Source organism: Marinobacter sp. HL-58 (assembly GCF_001314605.1).
Lineage (GTDB): Bacteria > Pseudomonadota > Gammaproteobacteria > Pseudomonadales > Oleiphilaceae > Marinobacter.
The window spans coordinates 1-15,469 of the sequence record NZ_LIHP01000020.1 but is presented as its reverse complement, the minus strand read 5'-3'; the positions used below and the strand labels follow the sequence as shown (position 1 = coordinate 15,469).

At 56.4% G+C, this 15,469-nt stretch carries 11 protein-coding genes, 1 tRNA gene and 1 pseudogene; all 13 read left to right on the top strand.

What is annotated here, in order from left to right:
• Window positions 1-96, top strand: a pseudogene (locus tag HLUCCO03_RS17845) (elongation factor Tu); the annotation flags it as partial.
• A gap of 52 nt (window positions 97-148) precedes the next feature.
• A tRNA-Trp gene (locus tag HLUCCO03_RS17840) sits at window positions 149-224 on the top strand.
• Between the two features lie 33 nt (window positions 225-257).
• On the top strand, window positions 258-626 hold the full coding sequence (secE, locus tag HLUCCO03_RS17835) for a preprotein translocase subunit SecE (RefSeq protein ID WP_027830870.1): 369 nt from the start codon (window positions 258-260) through the stop codon (window positions 624-626).
• A gap of 12 nt (window positions 627-638) precedes the next feature.
• The gene (nusG, locus tag HLUCCO03_RS17830) at window positions 639-1,172 is read left to right on the top strand and encodes a transcription termination/antitermination protein NusG (RefSeq protein ID WP_027830871.1); all 534 of its coding nucleotides are present in this window, start codon (window positions 639-641) and stop codon (window positions 1,170-1,172) included.
• 119 nt (window positions 1,173-1,291) lie between these two features.
• Entirely contained in the window at window positions 1,292-1,723 is a 432-nt protein-coding gene (gene rplK, locus HLUCCO03_RS17825) for a 50S ribosomal protein L11 (RefSeq protein ID WP_027830872.1), read from the top strand.
• Window position 1,724: 1 nt separating this feature from the next.
• Window positions 1,725-2,423, top strand: coding sequence for a 50S ribosomal protein L1 (rplA, locus tag HLUCCO03_RS17820; RefSeq protein ID WP_027830873.1), 699 nt, complete (start codon window positions 1,725-1,727; stop codon window positions 2,421-2,423).
• Between the two features lie 224 nt (window positions 2,424-2,647).
• Window positions 2,648-3,178, top strand: coding sequence for a 50S ribosomal protein L10 (gene rplJ, locus HLUCCO03_RS17815; protein WP_027830874.1), 531 nt, complete (start codon window positions 2,648-2,650; stop codon window positions 3,176-3,178).
• A 39-nt stretch (window positions 3,179-3,217) separates the two neighbouring features.
• The gene (gene rplL, locus HLUCCO03_RS17810; protein WP_027830875.1) at window positions 3,218-3,595 is read left to right on the top strand and encodes a 50S ribosomal protein L7/L12; all 378 of its coding nucleotides are present in this window, start codon (window positions 3,218-3,220) and stop codon (window positions 3,593-3,595) included.
• 242 nt (window positions 3,596-3,837) lie between these two features.
• Window positions 3,838-7,914 (top strand): DNA-directed RNA polymerase subunit beta, encoded by a 4,077-nt coding sequence (gene rpoB / locus HLUCCO03_RS17805; protein WP_027830876.1) that lies wholly within the window; start codon window positions 3,838-3,840, stop codon window positions 7,912-7,914.
• A 77-nt stretch (window positions 7,915-7,991) separates the two neighbouring features.
• Window positions 7,992-12,206, top strand: coding sequence for a DNA-directed RNA polymerase subunit beta' (gene rpoC, locus HLUCCO03_RS17800; protein WP_027830877.1), 4,215 nt, complete (start codon window positions 7,992-7,994; stop codon window positions 12,204-12,206).
• Between the two features lie 168 nt (window positions 12,207-12,374).
• Window positions 12,375-12,749, top strand: a complete 375-nt coding sequence (rpsL, locus tag HLUCCO03_RS17795) for a 30S ribosomal protein S12 (protein WP_007154021.1) — start codon at window positions 12,375-12,377, stop codon at window positions 12,747-12,749.
• A gap of 113 nt (window positions 12,750-12,862) precedes the next feature.
• Entirely contained in the window at window positions 12,863-13,333 is a 471-nt protein-coding gene (gene rpsG, locus HLUCCO03_RS17790) for a 30S ribosomal protein S7 (protein ID WP_027830878.1), read from the top strand.
• 18 nt (window positions 13,334-13,351) lie between these two features.
• Window positions 13,352-15,457: an elongation factor G gene (gene fusA, locus HLUCCO03_RS17785; RefSeq protein WP_027830879.1), complete on the top strand. Its 2,106-nt coding sequence runs from the start codon at window positions 13,352-13,354 to the stop codon at window positions 15,455-15,457.
• The last annotated feature ends 12 nt before the right edge of the window (window positions 15,458-15,469 follow it).

The window sequence follows — 15,469 nt, the reverse complement described above, 5'->3', positions numbered from 1 at the left end:
ATTGCTCCGATCGCCATGGAAGATGGCCTGCGCTTCGCGATTCGTGAAGGCGGCCGTACCGTTGGTGCCGGCGTAGTCTCCAAGATCATCGAGTAATTGCTCTTTTTGAGTAATAACTCGAAGTAAGTGCGCTGAGTTGTTTCGGTGCAGGCCAGTAGCTCAATTGGCAGAGCAGCGGTCTCCAAAACCGCAGGTTGGGGGTTCGATTCCCTCCTGGCCTGCCATTTTTTAACATCCGGATACATAAGCTGATTCCTATGGAGTCAAAAGCCGATCGTTCGACCAGTGGCTTCGATGCAGTAAAGTGGCTGGTTGTATTTGTCCTGATTGCCATCGGTGTTGTTGGCAATCAGTATTTTAGTGCCGAGTCACTGCTGTATCGGGTGCTGGCTCTCGTAGCTCTTGCTCTGGTCGCTGCTTTTGTGGCGCTCCAAACCGAGCGTGGTCGGCGTTTCGCGACCCTGCTCAAGGAAGCCAGGGTTGAAATCCGGAAGGTCGTATGGCCCACCAGGCCGGAGCTGATCCAGACTACAGCCATCGTCGTTGTGTTTGTGTTGGTTGTGGCGTTGATGCTGTGGGGTATGGATTCGTTGATCAGTTGGCTGGTCTCCGGAGTTATCGGGTAACAGGAGTGGGCAATGGCTAAGCGCTGGTACGTGGTTCATGCGTATTCTGGCTTCGAAAAGCAGGTGATGCGCACTCTCAGGGAGCGTATCGCTCTCGACGGCATGGAAGACAAGTTCGGCGAAGTTCTGGTGCCGACGGAAGAAGTCGTTGAGATGCGTGACGGGAAAAAGCGCAAGAGTGAGCGCAAGTTTTATCCCGGTTACGTTCTTGTGCAGATGGATATGGATGACGCCACCTGGCACCTGGTCAAGAATACGCCAAAAGTTCTGGGTTTCATTGGTGGAACCAAGGACAAGCCGGCGCCGATTACGGAGAAGGAAGCCGAAGCGATTCTTCGTCGGGTCGAAAGCGGGGCAGACAAGCCCAAGCCGAAGACTCTGTTTGAGCCGGGCGAAATTGTTCGCGTCACTGAAGGTCCCTTTGCAGACTTCAATGGCGTTGTTGAAGAAGTTGACTACGACAAGAGTCGGGTCAAGGTTGCCGTGCTGATTTTCGGTCGTTCAACTCCGGTAGAGCTGGAGTTCGGGCAGGTCGAAAAAGACTGAGCGGCAACCTTACATGCTGAGAGCTCGCGCGCTATGGCGACGCGGGCTTTTTGTGTCTGCTACTGGCAGTTGTAAATACAGGGGAGCCGAAAGGCGTTCGAACCCACAGGAGAAAAATCATGGCTAAGAAGATTGACGCGTACATCAAGCTTCAGGTTGCTGCCGGCAAGGCCAACCCGAGTCCCCCGGTTGGTCCCGCACTGGGTCAGCGCGGCGTGAATATCATGGAGTTCTGTAAAGCGTTCAACGCCCAGACCCAGGATATGGAGCCGGGCCTGCCGATCCCGACGGTTATTACCGTATACAGTGATCGCAGCTTTACCTTTATCACCAAAACTCCGCCTGCACCTGTGCTGCTGAAGAAGGCGGCCGGCATCAAGAGCGGCTCTGGTCGTCCGAATACCGACAAGGTCGGTACTGTTACCCGTGACCAGCTGGAAGAAATCGCCAGGACCAAAGAGCCGGATCTGACTGCAGCCGATATGGATGCGGCGGTACGTACCATTGCCGGAACTGCCCGTAGCATGGGCCTGAACGTGGAGGGCCTGTAACATGGCAAAGCTTAGCAAGCGTCAGAAGCTGATTCGTGAAAAAGTGGATTCCACCCGCGCCTATTCTGTTGATGAAGCAGTAGCACTGCTGGTTGAGCTGGGCGAAAACGTCAAGTTCAAGGAATCCGTTGATGTTGCAATTAACCTTGGTGTAGATGCACGTAAATCTGACCAGGTTGTACGTAGCAGCACTGTACTGCCGCACGGCACCGGCAAAACCGTTCGTGTAGCGGTCTTTACCCAGGGTGCCAATGCGGAGAAGGCAACCGCCGCCGGTGCCGATATCGTCGGTATGGATGACCTGGCGGAAGAAGTTAAAAAAGGCAACATGGATTTCGATGTGGTTATCGCCACTCCGGACGCCATGCGTGTTGTTGGTCAGCTGGGCCAGATTCTTGGTCCCCGCGGCCTGATGCCGAACCCGAAGGTTGGCACTGTTACCCCGGACGTTGAGACTGCCGTCAAGAACGCCAAGGCGGGCCAGGTTCGTTACCGTACTGACAAGAACGGTATCATCCATGCGCCGATGGGTAATGTTGAATTCTCTGCGCAGAACATCAAGGAAAACCTTGAGGCTCTGATCGCGGACCTGAAAAAGGCCAAGCCGTCTTCCTCGAAAGGTGTTTACCTCAAGAAGGTAACCCTGTCGTCGACGATGGGTCCTGGCCTGACTATCGACCAGAGCGCTCTGAACATCTGAGCGAGCGGTCGGTAGTTACTTTGTAGTCTGGGCGGAAGCCAAGGCTGTCAAAGACCGCAGGCCCCTGAAGCTCTTTTTTTCGGAAAAGTGGCTGGAAGGGTTAAAGCAACGCCTGCGCAGACGGTGTGAAGACGTTCTCTCTGAACCCAAACACCGTTAGGAGCCCCGCAAGGGGTATTTGTGGGTTTGCCGGGATAGACCCGGCGAAATCGAGGAGAAATCCAGTGGCAATTAGACTCGAAGACAAGAAAGCGATCGTCGCTGAAGTCAACGAGACTGCCGGTGGTGCTCTGTCTGTTGTTATGGCTGACTACCGTGGTGTCACTTCCGGTGACATGACGGCCCTGCGAGCAAAGGCCCGTGCCGAGAACGTTCTTCTGAAGGTTGTTCGTAACAACCTGGCGAAGATCGCGATCCGCGGTACCGAGTTCGAGTGCATCGATGAGGCACTGGTCGGCCCGACGATTCTGGCGTTCTCAATGGAAGATCCGGGTGCGGCTGCACGCCTGCTGAAGGATTTCGCCAAAGAGAAAGAGGCATTCGAGATCAAGGGCCTGGCTGTCGGCGGTGAGCTGATGGGCGCAGACCAGATCGATCGCCTTGCCAAGCTGCCGACACGCCACGAGGCGTTGACGATGCTGGCCGCAGTAACACAGGCACCAATCACCAAGCTGGCGCGGACACTGAACGAAGTACCAACCAAAGTGACCCGTGCTGTAGCGGCAGTTCGAGACCAGAAGCAAGAAGCTGCTTGATTCTGTTGAACACCATTTTTATATTTTTGGGAGAAAGTCATGGCTCTGTCTAACGAAGACATTTTGAACGCAATTGCTGAAATGAGCGTAATGGACGTTGTTGCGCTGGTTGAAGCAATGGAAGAGAAATTCGGTGTATCTGCAGCTGCCGCTGTAGCCGCCGCACCTGCTGCTGCCGGTGGCGAAGCCGCCGCTGCTGAAGAGCAGACTGAGTTTGACGTTGTTCTTACCGGACCTGGTGAGAAGAAAGTAAACGTTATCAAGGCCGTTCGTGAACTGACTGGCCTGGGTCTGAAAGAAGCCAAGGAAATGGTCGACAGCGCTCCTTCCGTAATCAAGGAAGCAGCTAGCAAGAGCGACGCTGAAGAAGCCAAGAAGAAGCTTGAGGAAGCAGGCGCTTCTGTTGAGCTTAAGTAAGAGTTGGCTGTTGATCGAAACCGTGCGTTAAGCATGGACGGGCTGGTGGCCGTGTGCCACCGGCCTTTTTCTGTTGTATATGCTATAGACTCTGAACGCCGATCCTGTGGTGCTGTCAGAATCTATAACCTACAGCGAGAGTCTTGTTCAAGACGGCGCAGTAAGCCGAGCAATTCGGCCCCGAAGCATGAAAATGGTTGCTTCTTGATACCAGGTATCAGGTCTAAAGCTGGGGAATGCAGATGACTTACTCCTATACTGAGAAAAAGCGGATTCGCAAAGATTTTAGTAAATTGCCGTCCGTGATGGATGTTCCCTATTTGCTGTCTATACAGCTGGATTCGTTCCGGGACTTCCTCCAAAGTGAAGCCGCGCCCGAAAATCGTCGGGAAACCGGTCTCCACGCAGCATTCAAATCCGTATTCCCGATTGTCAGTTATTCTGGCAACGCCGCACTCGAATACGTGAGTTACCGCATCGGCGAGCCGGTATTTGACGTCAAGGAATGCCAGCTTAGGGGCGTAACCTACGCAGCACCGCTGCGGGTTAAAGTAAGACTTATCATTTATGATAAGGAATCGTCCAACAAGGCGATCAAGGATATTAAAGAGCAGGAAGTCTACATGGGCGAAATGCCCCTGATGACCGAGAACGGTACCTTCGTTATCAACGGTACCGAGCGGGTTATCGTTTCCCAGCTCCACCGTTCACCTGGTGTGTTCTTCGATCACGACAAGGGCAAGACTCACTCGTCAGGCAAGCTGCTGTATTCCGCCCGTGTGATTCCTTACCGTGGTTCCTGGCTGGATTTCGAGTTCGATGCCAAGGACTCGGTCTTTGTTCGTATTGACCGTCGCCGGAAACTGCCTGCGTCAATCCTTCTGCGTGCGCTCGGGTACAACTCCGAGCAGATGCTGGAGATGTTCTTTGATACCAGTAAATTCGGTATCGGCCCTGAAGTATGCAAGCTGGAACTGGTCCCAAGCCGCCTGCGCGGTGATATCGCAACGTTCGATATCAAGGACAAGAAAGGCAATGTCATCGTCGAGGAAGGTCGCCGGATTACCGCTCGCCACATCAAGCAGCTTGAAAAAGCCGGCCTGACCGAGCTTGAGGTGCCGACCGAGTACCTCTACGGCCGTGTACTGGCGAAGGACATGGTGGATACCAAGACCGGCGAAGTGCTGGTTGAGTGTAACACCGAGTTGACAGAAGAAGTGGTTACCAAAATCCTGGATGCAGGCGTCAAAGAAATTGAAACCCTGTACACCAACGATCTTGATTGTGGTCCGTTCATGTCGGACACGCTGCGTATCGACCCGACCCGTACCCCGTTGGAGGCGCTGGTCGAGATCTATCGCATGATGCGCCCGGGCGAGCCGCCCACCAAGGAATCGGCTGAGAACCTGTTCAATAACCTGTTCTTCTCCGAAGAGCGTTATGACCTGTCCTCCGTTGGCCGCATGAAGCTGAATCGCAGGCTGCGCCGTGAGGAAAGCACCGGTGAAGGCACGCTGACCCACGAGGACATCATCGATGTGCTCAAGACGCTGATTGATATCCGTAACGGCCAGGGCCAGGTGGACGACATTGACAACCTGGGTAACCGTCGCGTTCGTTGTGTCGGTGAAATGGCTGAAAACCAGTTCCGTGTTGGTCTGGTGCGTGTTGAGCGTGCAGTGCGGGAGCGCCTGAGCCTGGCGGAAAGCGAAGGCCTGATGCCTCAGGACCTGATCAACGCCAAGCCGGTTGCGGCAGCCGTGAAAGAGTTTTTCGGTTCCAGCCAGCTGTCCCAGTTCATGGACCAGAACAACCCGTTGTCGGAAGTGACTCACAAGCGCCGTATTTCGGCTCTTGGGCCGGGCGGCCTGACCCGTGAGCGTGCCGGCTTCGAGGTTCGTGACGTACACCCGACCCACTATGGTCGCGTCTGTCCCATCGAGACCCCGGAAGGCCCGAACATCGGCCTGATCAACTCACTGGCAACCTATGCCCGTTCCAACTCCTACGGTTTCCTTGAGAGCCCGTACCGGAAGGTTGTGGACGGTCTGGTAACAGACGAAGTGGTGTATCTCTCGGCTATTGAAGAGAGCAACTACATCATCGCCCAGGCCAGTGCGGCAATGGACGAGAACAAGCGTCTGTCTGACGAGCTGGTTACGGTTCGCCACCAGAACGAATTCACCGTGACGCCGCCGGAGAACGTCAATTTCATGGACGTTTCCCCGCGCCAGGTGGTTTCGGTTGCAGCCTCGCTGATTCCGTTCCTGGAGCACGATGACGCCAACCGCGCACTGATGGGCTCCAACATGCAGCGCCAGGCAGTTCCGACCCTGCGTTCACAGGTGCCTCTGGTAGGTACCGGTGTTGAGCGCACCGTGGCGCAGGACTCCGGTGTCTGTGTGACGGCCCGTCGTGGTGGTGTGATTGAAAGCGTTGATGCGGCCCGCATTGTTGTGCGTGTTAATGACGACGAAACCGAAGCTGGTGATGCTGGTGTGGATATCTACAACCTCACCAAGTACACCCGCTCCAACCAGAACACCTGTATCAACCAGCGCTCCATCGTTAACCAGGGCGACGAAATTGCCCGTGGTGACGTGCTGGCCGATGGTCCCTCGGTGGACCTGGGTGAGCTGGCCCTGGGCCAGAACATGCGCATCGCGTTCATGCCCTGGAACGGTTACAACTTCGAGGACTCCATCCTCATCTCCGAGAAAGTGGTTCAGGAAGACCGCCTGACCACAATCCACATCCAGGAACTGACCTGTGTGGCCCGGGATACCAAGCTGGGTAGCGAAGAAATCACCGCGGATATTCCGAACGTTGGTGAAAGTGCGCTGTCCAAGCTGGATGAGTCCGGTATTGTCTATATCGGCGCGGAAGTTGGTCCTGGCGATATCCTCGTTGGCAAGGTGACGCCGAAGGGCGAGACCCAGCTGACACCGGAGGAGAAGCTCCTGCGTGCCATCTTCGGTGAGAAGGCGTCGGACGTGAAAGATACGTCCTCACGAGTGCCCACCGGCACCCGTGGTACGGTTATTGACGTACAGGTCTTTACCCGTGACGGCATCGAGAAGGACACCCGCGCCCAGTCCATCGAGAAAGAGCAGCTGGACGAGTACCGCAAGGACCTGAAGGACGAGTACCGCATTGTTGAAGGTGCCACGTTCGAACGTCTGACCAATGCCCTGAAAGGGCAGGAAGTCATCAGCGGGCCGGGCCTGAAGAAAGGTGCCAAGCTTGACGAGTCCTACCTGGCGGAGTTGCCGCGGGACGACTGGTTCAAGCTGCGCATGAAGGACGAGACGCTGAACGAGCTGCTTGAGAAGTCCGAGCAGGGCCTTGAGGATCGCAAGAAGGAGCATGAGGCGCGCTTTGACGACAAGAAAGGCAAGCTGCAGCAGGGCGATGACCTTGCCCCGGGCGTGCTCAAGATTGTCAAGGTTTACCTTGCCATCAAGCGTCGGATTCAGCCGGGTGACAAGATGGCCGGCCGTCACGGTAACAAGGGTGTTATCTCAGCGGTTATGCCGATTGAGGACATGCCTTACGACGAGTTCGGCAACACCGTTGACATCGTTCTGAACCCGCTGGGTGTTCCGTCGCGGATGAACGTTGGTCAGGTGCTTGAGACCCATCTGGGTGCCGCCGCCAAAGGTCTGGGTGAGCGCATCAGCCAGATGCTGGATGAGCAGCGCAAGGTTGCTGAGCTTCGCAGCCTGCTGGATGAGATCTACAACCACTCGGATGAGGTCACCCATGTGGACCTGGATTCGCTGAGTGACAAGGAGATCCTGGCGCTGGCCAACAATCTGCGTTCGGGTGTTCCCATGGCAACGCCGGTGTTCGACGGTGCCAAGGAAGCTGAGGTCAAGCGTATGCTTGAGCTGGCCGGTCTCAGTACCACTGGCCAGACTGTACTGTATGACGGCCGTACCGGCGACGAGTTTGACCGTCCGGTGACTGTTGGCTACATGTACATTCTCAAGCTGAACCACCTGATCGACGACAAGATGCACGCTCGTTCCACCGGTTCGTACAGCCTGGTTACCCAGCAGCCGCTGGGTGGTAAGGCACAGTTCGGTGGTCAGCGCTTCGGTGAGATGGAAGTGTGGGCCCTCGAGGCTTACGGTGCGGCGTATACGCTGCAGGAAATGCTTACCGTGAAGTCTGATGATGTGAATGGTCGGACCAAGATGTACAAGAACATTGTCGATGGTGATCATCGCATGGAGCCGGGCATGCCCGAGTCCTTCAATGTTCTGGTCAAGGAAATCCGCTCGCTGGGTATCGACATCGAGCTGGAATCCGACTGAGCCGAATTGTTTTTGGCAGCGTGAGCGGGTACCGGTCGGTACCCGCCCGAGAATAACGCCATCCGGAGCTGTTACTGATGAAAGATTTGCTGAATCTTCTCAAAAACCAGAACCAGAAGCAGGAATTTGACGCCATCCGTATTGGCCTGGCGTCGCCTGACATGATCCGTTCATGGTCTTTTGGTGAGGTCAAAAAGCCTGAGACCATCAACTACCGTACGTTCAAGCCTGAGCGTGACGGTCTTTTCTGTGCCAAGATCTTCGGCCCGATCAAGGATTACGAGTGCCTGTGCGGCAAGTACAAGCGCCTCAAGCACCGCGGTGTTATCTGCGAGAAGTGTGGTGTTGAAGTGGCACTGGCCAGTGTGCGCCGTGAGCGCATGGGTCACATCGAGCTCGCCAGCCCGGTCGCCCACATCTGGTTCCTGAAATCACTGCCGTCCCGCATCGGTCTGATGCTGGACATGACCCTGCGCGATATTGAACGGGTTCTGTATTTCGAATCCTTCATCGTGATCGAGCCGGGCATGACGACCCTGGAGAAAGGGCAGCTGCTGAACGACGAGCAATACTACGAAGCCCTGGAAGAGTTCGGTGATGAGTTCGACGCCCGCATGGGTGCCGAAGCCGTCCAGGAACTGCTCGAAGGTATTGATCTGCAGGCCGAGGTTGAAGCCCTGCGGGAAGAGATTCCCCAGACCAACTCCGAGACCAAGATCAAGAAGTTCAGCAAGCGCCTGAAGATTCTTGAGGCGTTCCTGTACTCCGGCAACAAGCCGGGCGACATGGTCATGACCGTGCTGCCGGTTCTGCCGCCGGATCTGCGTCCGCTGGTTCCGCTGGACGGTGGCCGTTTTGCCACCTCTGACCTGAACGATCTGTATCGCCGGGTTATCAACCGTAACAACCGCCTCAAGCGCCTGCTGGAGCTGAACGCTCCGGACATCATTGTGCGTAACGAGAAGCGGATGCTGCAGGAAGCCGTCGACGCACTGCTGGACAACGGTCGCCGTGGCCGTGCCATCACTGGCACCAACAAGCGCCCGCTGAAGTCCCTGGCAGACATGATCAAGGGCAAGCAGGGCCGCTTCCGTCAGAACCTGCTCGGCAAGCGGGTGGACTACTCCGGTCGTTCCGTGATCGTGGTTGGTCCATACCTGCGCCTGCACCAGTGTGGTCTTCCCAAGAAGATGGCCCTGGAGCTGTTCAAGCCGTTTATTTTCTCCAAGCTGGAGCATCGTGGCCTGGCGACCACCATCAAGGCCGCCAAGAAGATGGTCGAGCGTGAGGAAGGCGTGGTCTGGGACATCCTGGACGAGGTCATCCGCGAGCACCCGATCATGCTGAACCGGGCGCCGACTCTTCACCGTCTGGGTATCCAGGCGTTCGAGCCGGTATTGATTGAAGGCAAGGCGATCCAGCTGCACCCGCTGGTGTGTGCTGCCTACAACGCCGACTTCGACGGTGACCAGATGGCGGTCCACGTACCGCTGACCCTGGAAGCCCAGCTCGAAGCCCGTGCGTTGATGATGTCCACCAACAACGTGCTGTCGCCCGCGAACGGCGAGCCGATCATTGTACCGTCCCAGGACGTGGTTCTGGGTCTGTACTACATGACCCGTGAGCGTAAGAGTGCCCTCGGTGAAGGCATGGTGTTCGCGGACGTCAAAGAGGCTCATCGCGCTTACGGCGCCGGCAAGGTTGACCTTCAGGCCATCGTCAAGGTGCGTGTTAAGGAAGTGGCCATCCAGGAAGATGGCGAGCGTACTGAGCAGTACAAGATTGTTGATACCACCGTCGGCCGTGCCCTGTTGTTTGATATTGTGCCCGACGGGCTGTCTTTCGACCTGGTCAACAAGCCCATGGTCAAGAAGGCAATCTCCAATCTGATCAACACCTGTTACCGTGATGCCGGCCTGAAGGATACCGTTATCTTCGCCGACCAGCTCATGTATATGGGTTACCACTATGCCACGGTTTCCGGTATCTCGATCGGTTTCAACGACTTCGAGATTCCCCCGGAGAAGTACGAGCTGGTGGATGCCGCATCCGAGGAAGTTAAAGACATCGAAACCCAGTACGCGTCCGGTCTGCTGACCCAGGGCGAGAAGTACAACAAGGTTATCGATATCTGGTCCCGCGCCAACGACAAAGTGTCCAAGGCCATGATGGAGCGCCTGTCGAAAGAACAGGTTATCGGTCCTGACGGTCAGCCGGTCAAGGGCGAAGACGGCGAATTCGAAATGCAGGAGTCGTTCAACTCGGTCTATATGATGGCCGATTCCGGCGCCCGGGGTTCCGCCGCCCAGATCCGTCAGTTGGCGGGTATGCGTGGCCTGATGGCCAAGCCGGACGGGTCCATCATCGAGACGCCGATCACTGCGAACTTCCGTGAGGGTCTGAACGTACTCCAGTACTTCATCTCCACCCACGGTGCCCGTAAGGGTCTGGCGGATACGGCACTGAAGACCGCCAACTCCGGTTACCTGACCCGCCGTCTGGTTGACGTGTCCCAGGATCTGGTGGTTACCGAAACCGATTGTGGCACCGAAGAAGGCCTGCTGATGACGCCTCATATCGAGGGCGGCGACGTGGTTGTGCCTCTGGGTGATCGTGTGCTTGGTCGTGTTACCGCACGTGCTGCCTATACGCCCACCGACAAGGACAACGCGGTTGTTGAAGCGGGTACCTTGCTGGATGAGAAGGCAGTTGAAGCGCTTGAGCGTGCCGGTGTGGACGAGGTCTGGGTTCGTTCCGCGATTACCTGTGAAACCCGTCATGGCATCTGTTCGAAGTGTTACGGCCGTGACCTTGCCCGTGGCCATCAGGTCAACGTGGGCGAAGCTGTGGGCGTTATCGCGGCACAGTCCATCGGTGAGCCGGGTACCCAGCTCACCATGCGTACCTTCCACATTGGTGGTGCGGCAAGCCGGGCATCTGCAGTGGACAACATTCAGGTCAAGCACGGCGGCACGGTTCGTCTGCACAACCTGAAGTCCATCGAAAAGAGCGACGGCTCCCTGGTGGTTATTTCCCGCTCGTCCGCGCTGGCAATTGCCGATGAGCAGGGTCGTGAGCGTGAGTGGTACAAGCTTCCCTATGGCGCCGTGCTGTCGGTCAAGCATGGTGATTCGGTCGAGGCGGGCGTTGCGGTCGCCAAATGGGATCCGCACACTCACCCGATCATCGCCGAGGCCGAAGGTACTGTCCGCTTCGTCAATATGGATCAGGGCATCACTGTCCGCACCCAGACCGACGAGCTGACCGGCCTGTCCACCATGGAAGTGATCGATCCCAAGGAACGTCCGGCTGCTGGTAAGGACATCCGTCCTGCCATCCAGCTGATTGACGAGAAGGGTAACGATGTCGAGCTGCCGGGTGGCGGCACCGCCATCTTCTTCCTGCCGGCGAACGCGCTGGTGACCATGGCCAATGGTGCCAGGGTCGAGCTGGGCGATGTGGTTGCACGTATTCCGCAGGAAAGCTCGAAGACCCGGGATATCACCGGTGGTCTTCCACGGGTTGCCGACCTGTTCGAGGCCCGTCGTCCGAAAGAATCCTCCATCCTGGCGGAAGTCAGTGGTGTGGTGTCGTTCGGCAAGGAAACCAAGGGCAAGAAGCGTCTGGTGATTACGCCGAAGGATGCAGACCCGTATGAGGTTCTGATTCCGAAGCATCGCCAGATGAACGTGTTCGAAGGTGAGACGGTCGAGAAGGGCGAGGTTATCTCCGATGGTCCGTCCAATCCCCATGATATCCTGCGTCTGCTGGGCGTTGTGGAGCTGGCGAAGTACATCACCAACGAAATCCAGGACGTTTACCGTCTGCAGGGTGTTGTGATCAACGACAAGCACATCGAGGTGATCGTTCGCCAGATGCTGCGCAAGGTTGAAATCACCGACGCCGGCGACACCAACCTGCTCGGTGGTGATCAGGTCGAGATCACCCAGTTCATGGAAGAGAACGAGAAAGCGATAGCCGCTGACAAGGAGCCTGCGAAGTGCGAGCGCCTGTTACTCGGCATTACCAAGGCTTCTCTGGCAACGGAGTCCTTCATTTCCGCGGCGTCGTTCCAGGAAACTACCCGGGTTCTGACCGAAGGCGCCGTCACCGGCAAGCGGGACTACCTCCGCGGCCTGAAGGAAAACGTGGTGGTTGGTCGCCTGATTCCGGCCGGTACCGGTCTTGCCTACCACGCGGAGCGCAAGCGTAAGCGCGAGCTGGAAGAGCAGGGCGTGACCGCGGCGGACGTTGAAGAAGCTCTGAGTGCCGAGCTTAACCGCGAAAGCTGAGTTGGCCGGCACCGCCACCCGCCGGTAGTTACGTACGCCGCGGGTGGTTAAAAAGAGATCAGTCATCTTGACTGTTCGGGGGCGCGGGCTTACACTTGCGACCCTCAAATTTTACCCCCGCCCGTCGGGGGTAAGTTTCATTGATACGGTTTTTTGGAGTTTGCTTACATGGCAACGATTAATCAGTTGGTGCGTAAGCCTCGTAAACGCAAGGCAGCCAAGAGCGACGTTCCTGCTCTGCAGGCCTGCCCTCAGCGCCGTGGTGTGTGTACTCGTGTATACACCACAACGCCGAAGAAGCCGAACTCAGCACTGCGTAAAGTGTGCCGTGTTCGTCTGACCAACGGCTACGAGGTTTCCTCATACATTGGTGGTGAAGGTCACAACCTTCAGGAGCACAGTGTTGTGCTGATCCGCGGCGGTCGTGTTAAAGACCTTCCGGGTGTGCGCTATCACACTGTTCGCGGAACACTGGACACCCAGGGTGTGCAGAACCGTAAGCAGGGCCGCTCCAAGTACGGTGCAAAACGACCCAAGTCCTGATGTCCCACACGGGTGTCTTTTATCGTTGCTACGTAGAACGGTAAGAGTAAGGCTGAGTAGCTGATGCTATCTCAGGGGTTCCTGAAGACCTTTTAATAGATAAGGGCTTATCGATGCCTAGAAGAAGAGTTGCAGCAAAACGGGAAATTATCCCGGATCCCAAATTCGGCAGTGCACGGCTGGCCAAGTTCATCAACCATGTGATGGAAAGTGGCAAAAAAGCTGTTGCTGAGCGCATTGTTTATGGCGCGCTCGATATCGTTGCCGACAAGTCCAAGGAAGAGCCGATCGAGATGTTCGAGAAGGCCCTGGAAAACATCCAGCCGATGGTCGAGGTAAAGTCCCGTCGTGTGGGTGGTGCTACCTACCAGGTGCCTGTTGAAGTACGGCCTTCCCGTCAGAACGCGCTGGCCATGCGCTGGCTCGTAGAATATTCACGGAAGCGTGGTGAAAAGTCCATGGCGCAGCGTCTGGCAGGTGAAATCCTGGATGCCGCTGATAGCAAGGGCTCCGCTGTTAAGAAGCGCGAAGACGTTCATCGCATGGCAGAAGCCAACAAGGCGTTCTCTCACTTCCGTTTCTAATCAGCCGAGGTTCATACAGTGGCACGCAAGACTCCGATCAAGAGATACAGAAACATTGGTATTTGTGCGCACGTTGATGCGGGCAAGACCACAACCACCGAGCGGGTCCTGTTCTATACAGGTATTTCCCACAAAATCGGTGAGGTTCATGATGGCGCTGCAACCATGGACTGGATGGAGCAGGAGCAGGAGCGTGGTATTACCATCACGTCTGCTGCAACCACCTGTTTCTGGCAGGGCATGGACAAGCAGTACCCCGAGCACCGTATCAACATCATCGACACCCCGGGACACGTTGACTTTACTATCGAAGTAGAGCGCTCGCTGCGCGTACTCGACGGTGCGGTCGTGGTGTTCTGTGGTTCCTCAGGTGTTGAGCCGCAGTCCGAGACTGTATGGCGCCAGGCCAACAAGTACGAAGTGCCCCGCATGGTGTTCGTCAACAAGATGGACCGTGCTGGCGCAGACTTCCTGCGTGTTGTTGCCCAGATCAAGAACCGCCTGGGTGCGAATGCCGTTCCCATTCAGCTGCCGATTGGTGCTGAAGAGGACTTCGCCGGCGTGATCGACCTGATCCGTAACAAGGCGATCTACTGGAACGAGGACGACGCAGGTGCTACCTACGACCAGCGTGATGTTCCGGAGGATATGGTCGATCAGGTGGCCAAGTACCGTGAAGAGATGATGGAAGCTGCTGCAGAAGCCAACGAAGAGCTGATGGAGCGCTACCTTGAAGACGGCGAGCTGAACATCGACGATATCAAGAAAGGTCTGCGTATCCGTACGCTTGCCAACGAGATCGTTGTTGCTACCTGCGGCTCCGCGTTCAAGAACAAGGGTGTACAGGCGGTACTGGACTCGGTTATCGAGTTCCTGCCGGCGCCTGATGAAGTCAAGGCGATCCGTGGTGAAGTGGACGAAGACGGCACCGAAGAGACCCGTCAGGCAGATGACGACGCTCCTTTCTCCGCGCTCGCGTTCAAGATTGCCACTGACCCGTTCGTTGGTACCCTGACCTTCTTCCGTGTTTACTCCGGTAAGCTGGAATCCGGTAACGCTGTTTACAACTCTGTGAAGGGTAAGAAAGAGCGTGTCGGCCGTATGGTTCAGATGCACTCCAAGGATCGGCAGGAAATCAAGGAAGTTCTTGCGGGTGATATCGCTGCGGCAATCGGCCTCAAGAGTGTCACTACCGGTGATACCCTGTGCGACGAAAACCACAAGATCATCCTGGAGCGCATGGAATTCCCGGAGCCGGTTATTTCCGTAGCCGTCGAGCCGAAATCCAAGGCGGATCAGGAGAAAATGGGCGTGGCCCTTGGCAAGCTGGCCCAGGAAGACCCGTCATTCCGCGTGCGGACTGACGAAGAGTCCGGCCAGACCATTATCTCCGGTATGGGTGAGCTCCACCTGGACATCATCGTTGACCGTATGCGTCGCGAGTTCAAGGTTGAAGCCAACATCGGTAAGCCTCAGGTGGCCTATCGTGAATGCATCCGCAAGGCTGTGGATGTGGAAGGCAAGTTTGTTCGCCAGTCTGGTGGTCGTGGTCAGTATGGTCACGTCAAGCTCAAGCTTGAGCCGCTGCCTCTCGACGATGAAGATGGCGAGAACTTTATCTTCGTGAATGAAATCGTTGGTGGTGTGGTTCCCAAGGAATACATTCCTGCTGTTCAGCAGGGTATTCACGAGCAGATGCAGAATGGCTGTCTGGCCGGTTACCCGCTGCTGCGGATCAAGGCCACGCTGTACGATGGCTCTTACCACGACGTGGACTCCAACGAGATGGCGTTCAAGGTTGCTGGCTCCATGGCCATGAAGAAAGGGGCGCTGGAAGCCAATCCGGCCCTGCTTGAGCCGCTGATGCGGGTTGAGGTTGTCACTCCTGAAGATTACATGGGTGACGTTGTAGGCGACCTTAACCGTCGCCGTGGCCTGGTGCAGGGTATGGAAGACGGCCCTTCGGGCAAGACCATCCGTGCCGAGGTTCCGTTGTCGGAGATGTTCGGTTACGCCACTGATCTGCGTTCTGCAACGCAGGGTCGGGCGTCTTATGCGATGGAGTTCTCCCGCTATATGGAAGCTCCCTCGAACATTGCCGAAGCGATCATTAAAAAGGGTTGATCCCCAGGACTT